This window comes from Streptomyces flaveolus, assembly GCF_014648815.1.
Lineage (GTDB): Bacteria > Actinomycetota > Actinomycetes > Streptomycetales > Streptomycetaceae > Streptomyces > Streptomyces flaveolus.
The window spans coordinates 148,728-164,764 of the sequence record NZ_BMRV01000007.1 but is presented as its reverse complement, the minus strand read 5'-3'; the positions used below and the strand labels follow the sequence as shown (position 1 = coordinate 164,764).

Sequence of the window (16,037 nt, the reverse complement as noted above, 5' to 3'; positions counted from 1 at the left end):
CTCCCCCCTTCCCCCGCACCCCCCGGAGAGGCCCCCATGCGACCGTCACGGCACCGAGTCCGCCCCTTACGGGGCTTGTTGGGTGCGCTGCTCGCGGCTTTCGCCGTCGCGGCATCACTCGTCACCGCGGCGGCGCCGGCCCAGGCGGACACCGCGATCTGCGAGGCGTTCGGCACGACGACGATCCAGGGCCGCTACATCGTCCAGAACAACCGATGGGGCACCAGCGCGACGCAGTGCATCACCGTCACCGACTCGGGCTTCCGCGTCGACCGGGCCGACGGCTCCGCACCCACCAACGGCGCCCCGAAGTCGTACCCGTCCGTCTTCGACGGCTGCCACTACACCGCCTGTGCGCCGGGCACGCGCCTGCCGGCCCGGCTGAGCGACATCGCCGAGGCGCCCACCAGCGTGTCATTCGGCTATGTGGACAACGCGGTCTACGACGCCGCCTACGACATCTGGCTCGACCCGACACCCCGGACCGACGGAGTGAACCGGACCGAGATCATGGTCTGGTTCCATCACACGGGTCCGGTCCAGCCGGTCGGCTCCCGGGTGGGCACGGCCACCGTGGCGGGCCGCTCCTGGGAGGTCTGGTCGGGCAACAACGGCTCCAACGACGTCCTGTCCTTCGTCGCCCCGTCGGCGATCGGCAGCTGGAGCTTCGACGTCATGGACTTCGCCCGGCAGGCGGTCTCCCGCGGACTCGCCGGGAACGACTGGTACCTGACGAGCGTCCAGGCGGGCTTCGAGCCCTGGCAGGGCGGCGCGGGCCTGGCGGTGACCAGCTTCTCGTCGGCGGTCGACACGGAGGGTGACCCCGACGGGCCCGGCGACCCTGGCGACCCGGCGGCGTGCGAGGTCGCGTACGCCACGAACGTCTGGCCGGGCGGCTTCACCGCGAACGTCACCGTCACCAACACCGCCGCCTCCCCCGTCGACGGCTGGCAGCTCGCCTTCGCGCTGCCCTCCGGACAACGCGTCACGAACTCCTGGAACGCCTCCCTGACCCCGTCCACGGGCGCCGTCACGGCGACCGGCCTGGACCACAACGCCCGGATCGCGCCCGGCGGCAGACTGACGTTCGGCTTCCAGGGGACCTACGGCGGCTCGTTCTCCGCGCCGGACGCCTTCAGCCTCAACGGCACCGCCTGCGCGACCGCGTAGCACGCACCCCGGCCGCGCAGCCTCGTTCCTCCGCTTCCCCCCGCTCCCCCGCCCGTCCGGTCGATTTCCTCCCCCGGCCGGGCGGGGGCTCCACCGCACGGCACACACCTCCTGGTTGTCATGCACGGATCATCAACAAACGAAACAGGAGACCCCCCATGGCTCGACGCAGCAGATACGTGTCCCTCGCGGCGGTCCTGGCCACCCTGCTCGGCGCCCTCGGCGTGACCGTCCTCTTCGGAGAGGGCCGGGCCGAGGCGCACGGCGTGGCGATGATGCCCGGCTCCCGCACCTACCTGTGCCAACTGGACGCCCTGACCGGCACCGGCGCCCTGGACCCGACCAACCCGGCGTGCCAGGACGCCCTCGACCGCAGCGGGGCGACGGCGCTGTACAACTGGTTCGCCGTGCTCGACAGCAAAGCGGGCGGGCGCGGCGCCGGCTACGTGCCGGACGGCACGCTGTGCAGTGCCGGCGACCGTTCCCCGTACGACTTCTCCGCCTACAACGCCGCCCGCGCGGACTGGCCCCGCACGCACCTGACGTCGGGCGCGACGATGAAGGTGCAGTACAGCAACTGGGCGGCCCATCCGGGTGACTTCCGGGTCTATCTGACCGAGCCGGGGTGGTCGCCCACGTCCGAGCTGGGCTGGGACGACCTCCAGCTGATCCAGACGGTGACCAACCCGCCCCAGCAGGGCTCGCCCGGCACCTCCGGAGGCCACTACTCCTGGGATCTGGCGTTGCCCTCCGGCCGCTCGGGCGATGCGCTGATCTTCATCCAGTGGGTGCGTTCGGACAGTCAGGAGAACTTCTTCTCCTGCTCCGACGTCGTCTTCGACGGCGGCAACGGCGAGGTCACCGGCATCCGCGGCTCGGGCAGCACGCCGACCCCCACGCCGACCCCGACCACGCCGCCGCCCACGCACTCCGGTGACTGCATGGCCGTCTACTCCGTGCAGAACTCCTGGAACGGCGGCTTCCAGGGTTCCGTCGAGGTGATGAACCACGGGACGGAGCCGCTCAACGGCTGGGCCGTGCAGTGGCGGCCCGGACCGGGGACCACGCTGGGCGGTGTGTGGAACGGCTCGGTGTCGAGCGGTGGCGACGGCACGGTCACGGTCCGCAACGTGGACCACAACCGCGTCGTCCCGCCGGACGGCAGCGTGTCCTTCGGCTTCACCGCCACCTCCACGGGCAACAACTTCCCGGCGGGGACGATCGGCTGCGTGGCGCCGTAGTACGGCGGAGGCGGGTGCCGCGCGACCGTGCGCGGCGCCCGCCCTGGACTCCCGGCGCGCCCGCCGACCTCACGCGCCGGTTACGAATCGCTCAACCCCTGGTTGCGGCGCGGTGATCCGACGACGATGGGGACATGACTCTGGCACAGCGCGCCTTTGAGCGGCTGCACGCCTGGCCCGACCTCACCAAGGGCCCGGCCAGTTGCGGAACCGGGCGGGCACTGCGCTCCGCCCATGACGAGATCGTCCACTTCCACTCGGACCGGGACGTGGACCTCCACCTGACCCACCGGGCCATCCAGCGTTTCCAGTACGACCTGGGCGGCTCCAGCGCGATACACCTCGTCCCCGGCTCCCGCTGGGTGACCGTGCACCTGGACTGCGACGCGGACGTCGACCTGCTGCTGAGCCTGGTGAGCATCGCCTTGAAGGCCCACCAGTCCCGGCCCGCCGCGGACCCGCCGTCGGGGTGCAACTTTCACCGCGTCACGGTGCTCCCCCGCTCGGCGGCCGGGGAGATGTGAGACGCCGGCGGCGGTGCCCCGAGCCGGAGGGGGCACCGCCGCGCGGGGTTCAGTGGTCCGCGGGCTGCTCCGCGGTGCGCCGGATGCCGACGGCGGCGACGGCCGCACCGAGCACGCAGAGGATGCCGGTGACGACCACGGCCGCGTGGACGCCGTTCATGAACGCCTGTCCGCTGCCCTCCACCACGGCGGCCCGCAGCCCGGCCGGCATGTCGCCGGAGACCGGTGCCACACCCATCGCCACCGCGTCCTTGGCCTCGAGCAGCCCGTGGGCCATGGCCGGGGGCACGCCCGCGCCGGTCAGCTCCCCGGTGAGGGTGGCGCCGACCTTGCCGCTGATCAGGGAGACCAGCACGGACGTACCGAGCGCGCCGCCGATCTGCAGGGTCGTGGCCTGCAGACCCCCGGCCACACCGCCGTCCCGGACGGGAGCGTTGCCGACGATGGCGTCGGAGGAGGCGGCCATCACCATGCCGACGCCGAGGCCGAGCGCGATGAACGGCGGCCACATCGTGGCGTAGGAGGAGTCGGTCTGCCAGGTGAGCATGCCGAAGCAGGAGGCGGCCTGGAACAGCATGCCCAGCGGCATGGTCAGCCGGGCCCCGAAGCGCTGGGTGAGGGCCGCGCCCAGGGGCGAGGCGACCAGCGAGGCCAGGCTGAGCGGCAGCGTCCGCACGCCCGCCTCGACCGGCGTGAACCCGCGCACGTTCTGCAGGTACAGCATGACGAAGAAGATCACGCCGAGCATGACGAAGAAGTTCAGCGCGGTGATGACCGCGCCGGTCGTCAGCGCGCGGCTGCGGAACAGGCGCATCGGCAGCAGCGGGTGCTCGACCCGGGTCTCGTACCAGCCGAACACGATCAGCAGGACGAGCCCGGCGGCGACGGAGCCGAGCGTGCCCGCGGACGTCCAGCCCCAGGTCTCGCCCTTGACGACGCCGAAGACCACGGCGAGCAGTCCGAGGGCGAGCAGGACGAGGCCGGGGATGTCGAAGCGTTCCCGTCCGGCGGTGTTGCGGCTCTGCGGGAGGACGAGGAGGCCGAAGGCGATGGCGACGATGCCGATGGGGGCGTTGATGTAAAAGACGGACTCCCAGTCGACGTGCTCCACGAGGAGGCCGCCGACGATGGGTCCGAGGGCCGTCGCGACGGCGGAGACCATGGCCCAGATGCCCACGGCCATGCCGAACTTCTTCGGCGGGAACACGCTGCGGAGCAGTCCGAGGGTGTTGGGCATCAGCAGTCCGCCGAAGACGCCCTGCAGGGCGCGGAAGGCGACCACGCCCTCGATGGATCCGGACAGGCCGATGGCGACCGAGGCGAGGGTGAAGCCGGCGACGCCCGCGAGGTAGTAGGTGCGCCGGCCGAAGCGGTCGCCGAGCTTGCCGCCCAGGATGAGGGTGGCGGCGAGCGCGAGCAGGTAGGAGTTGGTGACCCACTGCAACTGGGCGGTCGACGCGTGCAGGTCGCTGCCGATCTCCGGGTTGGCGATGGCGACGACGGAGCCGTCGAGCTGGACCATGAACAGTCCGAACGCGACCGCCAGGAGGGTCAGCCAGGGGTTGGACCGCAGCCGGCGGCCGGTCGCCGGCGGGGCGGTCCCGGCCGCGGGCATGAGGGGGTGATCCACGGACGTGGACGGCATGGGTGGGCCTTCTCTTCCAGGTTCGGGGTGATGCGGAGAAGGGCGGGGCGGTCCGCGGGACGACGGCGGGCCGGCCGCGGGCACGACGGTTGCCGGCGGCCGGCGGGAACGCCTGGGCCCCGCCCGGTCAGCGGGCGGCGGGGTGCAGGTGTCGGGTCAGCGCCTCGAGGGCGCTCACGGCGGAGCCGAGCGCACCCCGTTCGCCCTCGGTGAGGGAGGTCAGGGCGTGGCGGATGAACGCGGTCTCCAGGCTCCGCACCTCGGCCACCCGCTCACGGGCCGTGGCCGTCAGGTAGAGGTGGGCGACCCGCTTGTCGGCGCTGTCCTGCCTGCGCTCGAGGTCGCCCCGCTCGGTGAGCTGGGAGACGAGGGCGCTCACGTTGTTCGGCTTCATCAGCAGCGCCTCGGCGGCCTCACGCACCGTGGCGCCCTCGTGCTGCGCGACGAAGCGCAGCAGGGCGAGCTGCCCCTCGGGGGGCTTGGGGTGCGGGTACTCCGCGCTGACCTGCCGGTCCAGCGCCCGGTGCAGCGCGGGAAGGCACGCCGCGAGGCCACTGGCCACACGGTCGATGTCCCGGCGGGGGGAGCTGGAGTCGGTCACCCGACCAGGGTAAGTATGACGACATAGGTATGTCAAAAGAGGTTTACGCGCGGGCACCGGGACGCGGGCACCGGGTCTCCGCAACGCACTCGCAACCTTGCCCGTGCTGACATGCACGGCATGCGCGACACATACGAGGAGATCCCACGCGTCGAGCTCACCGCCTCGGCGGCCGCCCTGCTGCGGCACCTGCGCGCGGCCCACGGGCCCCTGATGTTCCACCAGTCCGGCGGGTGCTGCGACGGCAGCGCGCCCATGTGCTACCCGGCCGGCGAGTTCCGCACCGGCGCCGCGGACGTCCTGCTCGCGGAGCTGGTGGTGGAGGGCGTCGAGGAGCCGGTGGCGTTCTGGATGTCCCGCAGCCAGTTCGCGGTGTGGAGTCACACCCGGCTGATCGTCGACGTCGTCGAGGGACGGGGCAGCGGCTTCTCGCTGGAGGCGCCCGAGGGGGTGCGTTTCCTCATCCGTTCCCGCGTCCTGGACGCGTAGCCCTCGTCCCCCCGGGCGCCGCCGCGGCCCTCCGTCACGGTCTGAGGCTGCCGACGATGTCCGCCGTGGCCATGAGACCGCTGTTGATGGTCGGCGCGATGCTCGTGCCGGCCAGGTAGAAGCCGAGCAGCAGGCAGACCAGCGCGTGCGAGATCTTCAGTCCTCCGTTGCGCAGGAAGAGCACCGCCAGGATCGTCAGCAGCAACACCACAGAGATGGAAATGGCCATCGTCAACCTCCTCCGCCACGTCCACTTCGCGGCGTTCGGCCGCAAGTGTGGCGTAGCGGAGGGTTTCTCCGAGCGGTTGACCTGTCCGCCGAACGTGTGATGTTCCGGCGGTGCCTACGCGCCGCGGCGGGCGTCGAGGAACGCCTCGAGCCCCGGGAGGTCATCGGTGTTGAGGTGGTCGACGCCCGCGGCGAGCAGCTCGCCCCACACCGCGTCCCGGGCGGCGCCCGGCAGGTCGGGGGTGGCCCAGAAGCGCACCCGCTGCCCGCGTCCGTGTGCGGCGCCCACGATGTCCCGCAGCTTGCTCCGCTCGGCCTCGGGGAAGACGCCGACGCCCCGCCAGGTGAAGTTGAGCGTCCAGTTGTCGCTGATCAGCGGCACGAAGGAGGCCGGGGCGGAGGTACCGAGGTCGGTGAGGCGGCCGTCGTAGAAGGCGCGGCGCGTGCTCTGGGCGGCCATGGGAGCGCGGGCGGCGCGGTCGCCGGAGACCACCACGGTGACCGCGCCGGGGCGGACCCGGCCGTGGGCCCAGGTGGTGAAGAGGTGCTTGTAGCGGCGCAGATGACGGTCGAGTTCCAGGTACGTCGCCGCTCCCTCGGTCTTGATGTCGACGAGGAGTTGCAGGGAGCGTCGCTCGCCCCGGTAGACCCGGCCGTGGTGGGCGCGGACGCGGGCGGCGAGCGGGTCGAGGTAGAGGGATTCCAGGGTGCGCTCCGGGTCGAGGTCCTCGGGGTCGTGCGCGACGAGGAGCTGGTCACCCACGAGGTAGATGTCGGCCTCGACGCTGCCGAAGCGGTGGTCGAGGGCGTCGAGGAGGGGGCGGGGGTGCTCGTAGTCGTTGTGGGCGTGCGCACGCCACAACGGGCGGGGACCGTGCTTGCCTTCGCCCGCCAGCGCGGTGCCGGCGGGCAGGGCGACCGCGCCCGCGAGGGCGGCGCCGAGGGTGGTGAGGGCTCTGCGTCGGGTGGTGCGGGCCATGCTCTGCCTCCCTGGAGGTGCCGTACGGGACGCCTGTGAGTATGGGGTCCCGGGGCGCTCAAGGAGCAGGGGCGTGCGGTGAGTTGGCCGGACGGCCGCCGGTCGTTCACTTCGCGGGTGAGGCGCGCACAGGAAATGCCCGCCCCCCAGGGGACGGGCATCGGTCCTGCCGGACGGGCCGTCAGGGGGCGCGCAGGTCGGCCAGTTCGGCCAGCGCCTCCCGGTGGGCGCCCGCCGTGCCGTGGGCGATCGAGTCGGCCTTGGCCCGCTTCAGATAGAGGTGGACCGGGTGCTCCCAGGTCATCCCGAGGCCGCCGTGCAGTTGCAGCGCCTCCTCGGCGACGTGGACCGCGACCTGGGACGCGTACGCCTGGGCCACGGCGACGGCCACGTCGGCGTCCTCGCCGGTCGCCAGCGCGTCGGCCGCGTTGCGGGCGGCGGCGCGCAGGCCCGCGACCTCCAGCCACAGCCGGGCGAGCCGGTGCTTGAGCGCCTGGAAGCCGCCGACCTGGCGGTTGAACTGCTTGCGTTCCTTGAGGTAGCGGACGGTCTCGGTCAGCAGCCAGTCGGCGAGGCCCAGTTGCTCGGACGCCAGCAGTCCGGCCCCGGCCCGCAGGGCGCGCCGTACGGCGGGCTCCGCGTCGCCGAGCCGGCGTCCCGGCGCCCCGTCGAGGGTGACCGTCGCCACCGGCCGGGTCAGGTCCAGGGACGCGCGCGGGGTGACGCTCGCCGCGTCGGCGTCCACCGCGTACAGGGCGCCGTCGTCCGCCGGGACGAGCAGGACGTCGGCCACGGCGGCGTCCGCGATGCCGGTCAGCTCCCCGCGCAGCGTGCCGTCCTCGACCCGTACGGTCGCGAAGGCGGCGCCCGGCGCGGTGTGCAGGCCGACGGCGAGGGCGCCGATCCGGCGCCCGGAGGCCAGTTCGCCGAGCAGGTCCTCGGCGCCGCAGGCCAGCAGGGCCTCGGTGGCGACGACGGCACTCGTCAGGTAGGGCACGGGCGCGACGGACCGGCCCAGCTCCTCCAGGACGACGGCGGCCTCCCGGTGGGTGGCGCCCTGGCCGCCCTGTGCCTCGGGCACCAGGAGCCCGGCGAGACCCATGCCCTCGGCCAGCGCCTTCCACAGTGCACGGTCGTGGGGCGCGTCGGACTCGGTGCGCGCGATGACGCCCGCCGGGTCGCAGTGGTCGGTGAGCAGGTCCCGGACGGCGGCGCGCAGCGCCTCTTCCTCCTCCGAGTACAGCAGATCGGGCTGTGCGCTCATCGGGCCAGGTCCTTCCAGGCGACGTCCTTGTCGGTGCGCGGTTCGGCGGGCAGGCCGAGGACGCGCTCGGCGACGATGTTCAGCAGGACCTCGCTGGTCCCGCCCTCGATGCTGTTGCCCTTGGAGCGCAGGTAGCGGTACCCGGCGTCGCGGCCGGTGAAGTCCACCAGCTCGGGGCGGCGCATGGTCCAGTCGTCGTACAGCAGGCCCTCCTCACCGAGGAGTTCGACCTCGAGGCCGCTGATCTCCTGGTTGAGGCGGGCGAAGTTCAGCTTCATGCCGGCGCCCTCGGGGCCGGGCTGGCCGGCCGAAAGCTGCTGGCGCAGCCGTACGCCGGTGAGCCGGGCGACCTCGGCCTCGACCCACAGGCCGAGCAGCCGCTGGTGCAGGTCGTGGGTGCGCAGGCCGGGGCGTTCCCGCCAGGTCTCGGCGATCTTGCCGATCATCCCGCCCTCGCGGGGGATCGGGGTACCGCCGATGGCGACGCGTTCGTTGTTCAGCGTGGTCTGCGCGACCCGCCAGCCGTCGCCGATCTCGCCGAGGCGCATGGCGTCGGGGATGCGGACGTCGGTGAGGAAGACCTCGTTGAACTCGGCCTCGCCGGTGATCTGGCGCAGCGGCCGGACCTCCACGCCGGGGTCGGTCATGTCGCAGAGGAAGTAGGTGATGCCCCGGTGCTTGGGCACGTCCGGGTCGGTGCGGGCGATGAGGATGGCCCAGCGGGCGAGGTGCGCGCTGGAGGTCCACACCTTCTGCCCGTTGACGACCCACCCGTCGCCCTCGCGGACGGCACGGGTGCCGAGGGCGGCGAGGTCGGATCCGGCGCCGGGCTCGCTGAAGAGCTGGCACCAGACCTCCTCGCCCGTCCACAGCGGGCGCAGCAGTCGGCGCTTCTGCTCCTCGGTGCCGTAGTGGAGGATCGTCGGCGCGGCCATGCCGAGGCCGATGCCGATGCGCCGCGGGTCGTTGTCGGGGGCGCCCGCGGCCGCCAGCTCGGCGTCGACCACGGCCTGGAGGGAACGGGGGGCGCCGAGCCCGCCGAGGCCCTCGGGGTAGTGCACCCAGGCGAGCCCGGCGTCGAAGCGGGCCCGGAGGAAGTCGAGGCGGTCGGTGCCGGCCGGCGGATGGGCGGCCAGCAACTCCTGTGTGCGTCGGCGCAGTTCGTCGGCGTCGGTCATGCGGTGGCTCCCTTCTCCAGGACGACGGCCACCCGGCCGGTCGTCTTCCCATCGGCCACCCGCTGCACGGCGTCCGCCGCGCCGTCGAGCGGCACCCGCTCGCTCACCAGCGGCTTGACGGTGCCCCGCGCGGCCAGTTCGGTGAGCTGCTCGTGGCAGTGCCGGACCAGCTCGGGGTTCTTGGTGTTGTACAGGCCCCAGTGCAGGCCGAGGACGGCGTAGTTCTTCACCAGGGCGTGGTTCAGCGCGGGGCTGGGGATGGTGCCGCTCGCGAAGCCGACGACGACGATCCGGCCCTCGAAGGCGACGGTCTTGGCGGACTGGGTGTAGGCCTCGCCGCCGACCGGGTCGTAGATCACGTCGGCGCCCCGGCCGCCGGTGGCCTCCTTCACGGCGGCGACGACGTCCTCGCTCCGCCGGTCGATCACCACGTCGCAGCCCAGCTCGCGGGCGACGGCGGCCTTCTCGGCGCCGCCGACGACACCGATGACCCTGGCGCCGGCGGCCTTGCCGAGCTGGACGGCCGCGCTGCCGACCCCTCCGGCGGCGGCGTGGACGAGCAGGGTCTCGCCGGCCTCCAGCCGGGCCCGGCGGTGCAGGCCGAACCAGCCCGTCTGGTAGCCGATGTGCAGGGCGGCGGCCTCGGCGTCGTCGAGGGCGTCCGGCGCGGGCAGCAGGGCGCGGGCGTCGGCGACGGCGTACTCGGCGAAGCCCCCGTGGGGCAGCGCCGGGTTGGCGATCACGCGGCGCCCGTCCTCGGTCTCGCCGCAGACCTCCACGCCGGGGGTGAACGGCAGGGGCGGCCTGACCTGGTACTGGCCCCGGCACAGCAGCGCGTCCGGGAAGTTGATGTTCGCGGCCCGGACCTTCAGCAGGACCTGGCCGTCGCCGGGCGTCGGGGGCGGCACCTCGCCGAGGCGCATCACCTCGCTCGGCTCGCCGTTCTCGTGCACCTGCCATGCCTGCATGCGGGGCCTCCACGCGACAGTCGGTCCGGGTTCCCCCCGCATACTAAGCGGTCGCTTGCCGATCAGGGAACAGGTGGCGGCAGGTCGTCCGTCACGGCCGGGCGGGCCGGGCGCGTACGTGCATCCGCTCCCCCTGCGGGCCGAACAGGCTGAGGAACTCGACCGGCCCCTCCCCCGTCGAGCCGAACCAGTGCGGCACCCGGGTGTCGAACTCGGCCGCCTCCCCCGCGCCGAGCACCACGTCGTGCTCGCCGAGCACCAGGCGGAGCCGGCCGGAGAGGACGTAGAGCCACTCGTACCCCTCGTGGGTGCGCGGGTCCGGCTCCTCCTTCCGCTGCGGCTCCAGCACCTTGAACGCCTGGAGGCCGCCCGGCTGGCGGGTGAGGGGCCAGTGGGTGCGGCCGTGGCGCACGATGGGCCGGGCGCGCACCCGGGGGTCGCCGACGGGCGGGGCGCCGACCAGCTCGTCCAGCGCCACCTGATGGGCCTGGGCGATCGGCAGCAGCAGTTCGAGGCTCGGCTTGCGCAGGCCCGACTCCAGCCGCGACAGGGTGCTGACCGAGATGCCGGTCGACTCGGACAGGGCGGCGAGGGTGACCTCGCGCTCCTTGCGGATCTGCCTCAGCCGCGGTCCGACTCCCGCGAGTACGTCGTCTGCAGTCATGAGCCCATTCTTGCAGGAACGGCAAATACGTTTGTCGATCCGGTGGTCTCCGGGCGACCTTCTCACCAGGAGGTGGTCACCATGACCGAGAAGCAGGACCTGTCCGGGAAGTACGACGTGATCGTCGTCGGCGGCGGCGCGGCCGGGCTGTCCGCCGCGCTCGTCCTCGGCCGGGCGCGGCGGCGCACCCTGGTCGTCGACGCCGGTGAGCCGCGCAACGCGCCCTCGGACCACATGCAGGGGTATCTGACCCGGGACGGCATGTCGCCCGCCGAGTTCCTGGCGCTCGGCCGGGAGGAGATCGCGCGCTACGGCGTCGAGCTCGTCCGGGACCGCGCGGTGGACGTGACCCGGGGCGAGGACTTCGCCGTGGAGCTGGCGGGCGGGCGGACGGTGCGCGCCCGCCGGCTGATCGTCACCACCGGGCTGAGGGACGAGCTGCCGGACGTCCCCGGGGTCGCCGAGCGCTTCGGGCGGGACGTGCTGCACTGCCCGTTCTGCCACGGCTGGGAGGTCCGCGACGAACGCTTCGGCGTCCTCGCCACCAGCCCGCTCAGCGTGCATCAGGCGCTGATGGTGTCCGGGTGGTCGGACGACGTGACGCTGTTCCTGCACACGGTCGCCGAGGAGGAGCTGTCCGACGACGACCTGCGCAGGCTCTCCGCGGCCGGGGTGAAGGTGGTGCCCGGCGAGGTCGCGGGACTGCGCGTCGAGGACGACCGGCTCACCGGCGTCCGGCTGGCCGGCGGCGCCCCCTCCGGGGAAGGCTCCGTCCACGACCGCTCGGTGCTCTTCGTCGCCCCGCGCGCCGTGCCGCAGACCGGGCTGATGGAGCGGCTGGGCGCGGAGCTCCAGGAGACCCCGTTCGGCGCCTACCCCGTGGTCGACCCGACGGGCCGGACCACGGTGCCGGGCGTGTGGACCGCGGGCAACGCGCTGGGCTTCGCCGAGCAGGTCGTCCACGCGGCGAGCGGCGGCTACCGCGCCGCCGCCGCGATCGTCGGCGACCTGATCATGTCGGACCTCGACGCCCGCGTCGGCGGGTAGGGACCTCGTCGCCCTCGCCGACGGGCAGGTAGGGGCGCCCGGCGCGCGGTCGGGCCGGGCCGGGCGGACGGGGCTGCGGTGCCCCGAGGCCGGCTCCGTGGAACCCCGTCGCCCGGCGCCTTGAACAGCCGGCGCACCGCACGCCAAGCCCGGGCTGCCGGTCCCGGAATCCGGGGCCCGGGGCGGAGCGGATCCCGGCCACGGCCTCCGCGCTCCGGCGGCAGCCCTGCCGTCCGGAGCGGTCGGGCGGGGTGGCGGCCGGGAAGGCCGGCGCCCGTGCGGGTGTAGGCCCGGCCCTCCCGGTGCACCATGGCTGCATGCTGCTTGCCCGGCTGGCCCAGGTGTCACGGGAGGTCGCGGCCACGTCGGCGCGGTCCCGGAAGACCGCCCTGCTCGCGGAGCTGTTCCGGGAGGCGGAGGCGGAGGACGTACCGATCGTCATCCCGTATCTCGCGGGACGCCTCCCCCAGGGCCGGATCGGCGTCGGCTGGAAGGTGCTCGGCGAGCGTGTCGCGCCGGCCGCCGAGCCGAGCCTCACCGTGCGCGAGGTGGACACCCGGCTCACCGAACTCGCCGCGGTCTCCGGGGCCGGCTCGCAGGCCGAGCGTTCGCGGCTGGTCGGCGAGCTGATGGGCGCGGCCACCGAGGACGAGCAGCGCTTCCTGCTGGGACTGCTCACCGGCGAGGTGCGGCAGGGCGCCCTGGACGCCGTCGCCGTGGAGGGGCTGGCCCTGGCGACCGGCGCGCCGGCGGCGGACGTACGGCGGGCGGTGATGCTGGCGGGCTCGCTGCAGGCCGTGGCCGAGGCCCTGCTCGCCGACGGTCCCGACGCCCTGGCCCGGTTCCGGCTCACCGTCGGCCGCCCGGTGCTGCCGATGCTGGCGCACAGCGCGTCCTCGGTCGCCGAGGCGGTCGCCAAGCTGGGCGGCTGTGCCGTCGAGGAGAAGCTGGACGGCATCCGCGTGCAGGTGCACCGCGACGGCGGCACCGTACGGGTCTACACCCGCACCCTGGACGACATCACCGGCCGGCTCCCGGAGGTCACCGCTGCCGCCCTCGCGCTGCCCGGGGAGCGGTTCATCCTGGACGGCGAGGCGATCTCCCTCGACGCGGACGGGCGCCCCCGCTCGTTCCAGGAGACCGCCGGACGCATCGGCTCCCGTACCGACGTGACCACGGCCGCGCGGGCCGTACCCGTCTCCGCCGTGTTCTTCGACGTGCTGTCCGTCGACGGCCGCGACCTGCTCGACCTGCCGCTGACCGAACGGCACGCGGCACTGGCCCGGCTGGTCCCGGAGCCGATGCGGGTGCGCCGCACCCTGGTGGCGGGCCCGGACGACACGCCCGCGGCCGAGGAGTTCCTCGCCGGGACGCTCGAGCGCGGCCACGAGGGTGTCGTGGTCAAGGGACTCGACGCCGCCTACAGCGCCGGCCGGCGCGGCGCTTCCTGGCTGAAGGTCAAGCCCGTGCACACCCTCGACCTGGTCGTCCTGGCCGCCGAGTGGGGACACGGCCGCCGCACCGGCAAGCTGTCCAACCTCCACCTGGGCGCGCGCACCGCGGACGGCTCGTTCGCCATGCTCGGCAAGACCTTCAAGGGCATGACGGACGCGCTGCTGGCCTGGCAGACCGGGCGCCTGCGGGAACTGGCCGTCGAGGAGCACGGCTGGGGCGTGACCGTACGCCCGGAACTCGTCGTCGAGATCGCCTACGACGGCCTCCAGCGCTCCACCCGCTACCCGGCCGGCGTCACCCTCCGCTTCGCCCGTGTCGTGCGCTACCGCGACGACAAGCGTCCCGAGGACGCGGACACCGTCGAGACGCTCCTCGCCGCCCACCCCGGGGTGACCCCGTGAGGCGCAGCGCGGGCCTGCTGCTGCACCGCCCCGGCGACGGGGGCACCGAGGTGCTGCTGGGCCACATGGGCGGCCCGTTCTACGCCCGCCGCGACGCCGGGGCGTGGACGATCCCCAAGGGCGAGTACGACCCGGCGGAGCCCGCCTGGGAGGCGGCCCGGCGCGAGTTCGAGGAGGAGCTCGGCCTGCCGCCGCCCGACGGCGAGGCCGTACCGCTCGGCGAGGTCCGCCAGTCCGGCGGGAAGGTCGTCACGGCCTGGGCCGTCGAGGCCGACCTCGACCCGGCGACGATCGCCCCCGGCACCTTCCGGATGGAGTGGCCGCCGAGGTCGGGCCGGATCGAGGAGTTCCCCGAGCTGGACCGGGTGGCGTGGTTCACCGTGGACCGGGCGCGCGAGGTGATCGTGAAGGCGCAGGCCGCGTTTCTCGACCGGCTGGCTGAGCACTCGCACTGACGAGACCCTCCGCGTTGCGGCACCCCCCGCCGCGCGCCAAGGTCGAAGCACGAGTCTGCACCCAGGGAGGTCGGCCATGCCCATCGCGACGGTGAACCCGGCGAACGGCGAGACGCTCAGGACGTACGAGGCCATGGGCGAGGAGGAGATCGAGCGCCGGCTCCAGCTCGCGGAGGCCACGTTCCGCACGTACCGGACGACGGCGTTCGAGGAGCGGGCCCGGCTCATGCACCGGGCGGCCGGTCTTCTGGAGGCGGACCAGGACGAGATCGGCAAGGTCATCACCACCGAGATGGGCAAGCCGGTCAAGCAGGCCCGCGCCGAGGCGGCCAAGTGCGCCAAGGCGATGCGCTGGTACGCCGATCACGCCGCGGAGCTGCTCGCCGACGAGGAGCCCGCCGAGGCGGACGTGAAGGACTCCGGCGCCTCCCGCGCCCTGGTGCGCTACCGGCCGCTCGGCCCGGTGCTCGCGGTGATGCCGTGGAACTTCCCGCTGTGGCAGGTGATCCGCTTCGCGGCGCCCGCGCTGATGGCGGGCAACGTCGGCCTGCTCAAGCACTCCTCGAACGTCCCGCAGACCGCCCTGTACCTGGAGGACCTGTTCCACCGCGCGGGCTTCCCCGAGGGCTGCTTCCAGACGCTGCTGATCGGCTCCGCCGCGGTGGACGACATCCTGCGCGACGAGCGCGTGCGGGCCGCCACCCTCACCGGCAGCGAGCCCGCCGGCCGCGCGGTCGCCTCCACCGCCGGGGAGATGATCAAGAAGACGGTGCTGGAGCTGGGCGGCAGCGATCCGTTCGTCGTGATGCCGTCCGCCGACGTCGACCGGGCCGCCGAGGTCGCGGTGACCGCGCGCACGCAGAACGCCGGGCAGTCCTGTATCGCCGCCAAGCGGTTCATCGTGCACACGGACGTGTACGACGCGTTCGTCGAGCGCTTCACCGAGGGCATGAAGGCGCTGACGGTCGGCGACCCGATGGACGAGGAGACCGAGGTCGGGCCGCTCTCCAGCGAACAGGGCGTGACCGATCTGGTGGAGCTGGTCGAGGACGCGGTGCGCGGCGGCGCGACCGTGCTGTGTGGCGGCGAACGCCCCGACGGTCCCGGCTGGTACTACCCGCCGACCGTGCTGGCCGGCATCACCCGCGAGATGCGCATCCACCGCGAGGAGGCCTTCGGACCGGTCGCCACGGTGTACCGGGCGGCCGACCTGGACGAGGCCGTGCTGATCGCCAACGACACGGACTTCGGGCTCAGTTCCAACGTGTGGACCCGCGACGACGCCGACGTGGACCGCTTCGTCCGGGACCTGGAGGCGGGCGGGGTGTACGTCAACGGGATGACGGCCTCCCACCCGGCCTTCCCGTTCGGCGGGGTCAAGCGGTCGGGCTACGGGCGTGAGCTGTCCGGGCACGGAATCCGCGAGTTCTGCAACATCACCACCGTATGGCACGGGGCGTGAGGGTTGCGGGGCTACGATCCCTTTTTGTGACCCGCGAAGTGACCCTGCCTCTGATCGTCGACGACCGCGGCACCCTGCAGGTGTCCGCGGCCGACGTGAGCAAGCTGCTGCGCACGGTGGGCGGGCGATGGCTGAGGCTGGTGGAGGCCGGCGAGGAGGGTCTGGACGAGGACACCGTGGCCGCCCTCACCATCGAACTCGCCAAGCTGGCCGACCGCATCGACGTGGCGTGCATCGCCCACAGCAGCGGCCAGTCCTCCTGACGC

General features: G+C 73.5%; 17 protein-coding genes. 9 read left to right on the top strand and 8 right to left on the bottom strand.

Annotated features, from left to right (window positions below):
• Positions 1–36 precede the first annotated feature (36 nt).
• From IEZ05_RS18490 to IEZ05_RS18480, 3 genes are all read left to right on the top strand, one after another.
• Positions 37–1,170, top strand: a complete 1,134-nt coding sequence (locus IEZ05_RS18490; protein ID WP_189231241.1) for a GH12 family glycosyl hydrolase domain-containing protein — start codon at positions 37–39, stop codon at positions 1,168–1,170.
• Between the two features lie 158 nt (positions 1,171–1,328).
• Entirely contained in the window at positions 1,329–2,411 is a 1,083-nt protein-coding gene (locus tag IEZ05_RS18485; protein ID WP_189231240.1) for a lytic polysaccharide monooxygenase, read from the top strand.
• A gap of 134 nt (positions 2,412–2,545) precedes the next feature.
• Entirely contained in the window at positions 2,546–2,935 is a 390-nt protein-coding gene (locus tag IEZ05_RS18480) for a luciferase domain-containing protein (RefSeq protein WP_189231239.1), read from the top strand.
• A gap of 49 nt (positions 2,936–2,984) precedes the next feature.
• Here IEZ05_RS18480 and IEZ05_RS18475 read toward each other — a convergent pair whose 3' ends face one another.
• Both IEZ05_RS18475 and IEZ05_RS18470 read right to left on the bottom strand, forming a co-directional pair.
• A complete protein-coding gene (locus tag IEZ05_RS18475; RefSeq protein ID WP_189231238.1) occupies positions 2,985–4,580 on the bottom strand; it encodes an MFS transporter in 1,596 nt (531 codons plus the stop codon).
• A 127-nt stretch (positions 4,581–4,707) separates the two neighbouring features.
• Positions 4,708–5,181 (bottom strand): MarR family winged helix-turn-helix transcriptional regulator, encoded by a 474-nt coding sequence (locus tag IEZ05_RS18470; RefSeq protein WP_189231237.1) that lies wholly within the window; start codon positions 5,179–5,181, stop codon positions 4,708–4,710.
• A 120-nt stretch (positions 5,182–5,301) separates the two neighbouring features.
• Here IEZ05_RS18470 and IEZ05_RS18465 point away from each other — a divergent pair, with 120 nt between their 5' ends.
• The gene (locus IEZ05_RS18465; RefSeq protein WP_189231236.1) at positions 5,302–5,670 is read left to right on the top strand and encodes a DUF779 domain-containing protein; all 369 of its coding nucleotides are present in this window, start codon (positions 5,302–5,304) and stop codon (positions 5,668–5,670) included.
• Positions 5,671–5,704: 34 nt separating this feature from the next.
• Here the strand turns inward: IEZ05_RS18465 and IEZ05_RS18460 are convergent, their stop codons facing one another.
• The 6 genes from IEZ05_RS18460 to IEZ05_RS18435 form a co-directional block, all read right to left on the bottom strand.
• Positions 5,705–5,899: a hypothetical protein gene (locus IEZ05_RS18460; RefSeq protein ID WP_077799818.1), complete on the bottom strand. Its 195-nt coding sequence runs from the start codon at positions 5,897–5,899 to the stop codon at positions 5,705–5,707.
• A 114-nt stretch (positions 5,900–6,013) separates the two neighbouring features.
• Complete coding sequence (locus IEZ05_RS18455) at positions 6,014–6,877, bottom strand: phosphatidylinositol-specific phospholipase C/glycerophosphodiester phosphodiesterase family protein (protein WP_189231235.1); 864 nt, start codon at positions 6,875–6,877, stop codon at positions 6,014–6,016.
• A 181-nt stretch (positions 6,878–7,058) separates the two neighbouring features.
• Complete coding sequence (locus IEZ05_RS18450; protein WP_189231234.1) at positions 7,059–8,141, bottom strand: acyl-CoA dehydrogenase family protein; 1,083 nt, start codon at positions 8,139–8,141, stop codon at positions 7,059–7,061.
• Positions 8,138–9,319 (bottom strand): acyl-CoA dehydrogenase, encoded by a 1,182-nt coding sequence (locus tag IEZ05_RS18445; RefSeq protein ID WP_189231233.1) that lies wholly within the window; start codon positions 9,317–9,319, stop codon positions 8,138–8,140. The genes IEZ05_RS18450 and IEZ05_RS18445 overlap by 4 nt, the downstream gene beginning before the upstream one ends.
• Positions 9,316–10,287: an NADPH:quinone oxidoreductase family protein gene (locus IEZ05_RS18440; RefSeq protein ID WP_189231232.1), complete on the bottom strand. Its 972-nt coding sequence runs from the start codon at positions 10,285–10,287 to the stop codon at positions 9,316–9,318. The genes IEZ05_RS18445 and IEZ05_RS18440 overlap by 4 nt, the downstream gene beginning before the upstream one ends.
• Positions 10,288–10,378: 91 nt before the next feature.
• Positions 10,379–10,951 carry a helix-turn-helix domain-containing protein gene (locus IEZ05_RS18435; protein ID WP_189231231.1) on the bottom strand — a complete coding sequence of 191 codons (573 nt, stop codon included), beginning with the start codon at positions 10,949–10,951 and terminating at the stop codon, positions 10,379–10,381.
• A gap of 81 nt (positions 10,952–11,032) precedes the next feature.
• Here IEZ05_RS18435 and IEZ05_RS18430 point away from each other — a divergent pair, with 81 nt between their 5' ends.
• The 5 genes from IEZ05_RS18430 (at position 11,033) to IEZ05_RS18410 (ending at position 16,034) form a co-directional block, all read left to right on the top strand.
• Complete coding sequence (locus tag IEZ05_RS18430; protein ID WP_189231230.1) at positions 11,033–11,998, top strand: NAD(P)/FAD-dependent oxidoreductase; 966 nt, start codon at positions 11,033–11,035, stop codon at positions 11,996–11,998.
• Between the two features lie 317 nt (positions 11,999–12,315).
• Positions 12,316–13,854 (top strand): ATP-dependent DNA ligase, encoded by a 1,539-nt coding sequence (locus IEZ05_RS18425; protein WP_189231229.1) that lies wholly within the window; start codon positions 12,316–12,318, stop codon positions 13,852–13,854.
• Positions 13,851–14,309, top strand: a complete 459-nt coding sequence (locus tag IEZ05_RS18420) for an NUDIX domain-containing protein (RefSeq protein WP_189231228.1) — start codon at positions 13,851–13,853, stop codon at positions 14,307–14,309. Before IEZ05_RS18425 ends, IEZ05_RS18420 begins: the two co-directional genes overlap by 4 nt.
• A gap of 76 nt (positions 14,310–14,385) precedes the next feature.
• Positions 14,386–15,771: an NADP-dependent succinic semialdehyde dehydrogenase gene (locus IEZ05_RS18415; protein WP_189231227.1), complete on the top strand. Its 1,386-nt coding sequence runs from the start codon at positions 14,386–14,388 to the stop codon at positions 15,769–15,771.
• A 26-nt stretch (positions 15,772–15,797) separates the two neighbouring features.
• Entirely contained in the window at positions 15,798–16,034 is a 237-nt protein-coding gene (locus IEZ05_RS18410) for a DUF6213 family protein (RefSeq protein ID WP_161163792.1), read from the top strand.
• The last annotated feature ends 3 nt before the right edge of the window (positions 16,035–16,037 follow it).

Bases quoted from the DNA above. Each gene is read 5' to 3' on its own strand.
- IEZ05_RS18485 (WP_189231240.1), top strand. From the start codon at position 1,329: ATGGCTCGACGCAGCAGATACGTGTCCCTCGCGGCGGTCCTGGCCACC.
- IEZ05_RS18465 (WP_189231236.1), top strand. From the start codon at position 5,302: ATGCGCGACACATACGAGGAGATCCCACGCGTCGAGCTCACCGCCTCG.
- IEZ05_RS18455 (WP_189231235.1), bottom strand. From the start codon at position 6,877: ATGGCCCGCACCACCCGACGCAGAGCCCTCACCACCCTCGGCGCCGCC.
- IEZ05_RS18415 (WP_189231227.1), top strand. From the start codon at position 14,386: ATGCCCATCGCGACGGTGAACCCGGCGAACGGCGAGACGCTCAGGACG.
- IEZ05_RS18460 (WP_077799818.1), bottom strand. From the start codon at position 5,899: ATGGCCATTTCCATCTCTGTGGTGTTGCTGCTGACGATCCTGGCGGTG.
- IEZ05_RS18435 (WP_189231231.1), bottom strand. From the start codon at position 10,951: ATGACTGCAGACGACGTACTCGCGGGAGTCGGACCGCGGCTGAGGCAG.
- IEZ05_RS18450 (WP_189231234.1), bottom strand. From the start codon at position 8,141: ATGAGCGCACAGCCCGATCTGCTGTACTCGGAGGAGGAAGAGGCGCTG.
- IEZ05_RS18480 (WP_189231239.1), top strand. From the start codon at position 2,546: ATGACTCTGGCACAGCGCGCCTTTGAGCGGCTGCACGCCTGGCCCGAC.
- IEZ05_RS18475 (WP_189231238.1), bottom strand. From the start codon at position 4,580: ATGCCGTCCACGTCCGTGGATCACCCCCTCATGCCCGCGGCCGGGACC.
- IEZ05_RS18440 (WP_189231232.1), bottom strand. From the start codon at position 10,287: ATGCAGGCATGGCAGGTGCACGAGAACGGCGAGCCGAGCGAGGTGATG.
- IEZ05_RS18490 (WP_189231241.1), top strand. From the start codon at position 37: ATGCGACCGTCACGGCACCGAGTCCGCCCCTTACGGGGCTTGTTGGGT.
- IEZ05_RS18445 (WP_189231233.1), bottom strand. From the start codon at position 9,319: ATGACCGACGCCGACGAACTGCGCCGACGCACACAGGAGTTGCTGGCC.
- IEZ05_RS18430 (WP_189231230.1), top strand. From the start codon at position 11,033: ATGACCGAGAAGCAGGACCTGTCCGGGAAGTACGACGTGATCGTCGTC.
- IEZ05_RS18425 (WP_189231229.1), top strand. From the start codon at position 12,316: ATGCTGCTTGCCCGGCTGGCCCAGGTGTCACGGGAGGTCGCGGCCACG.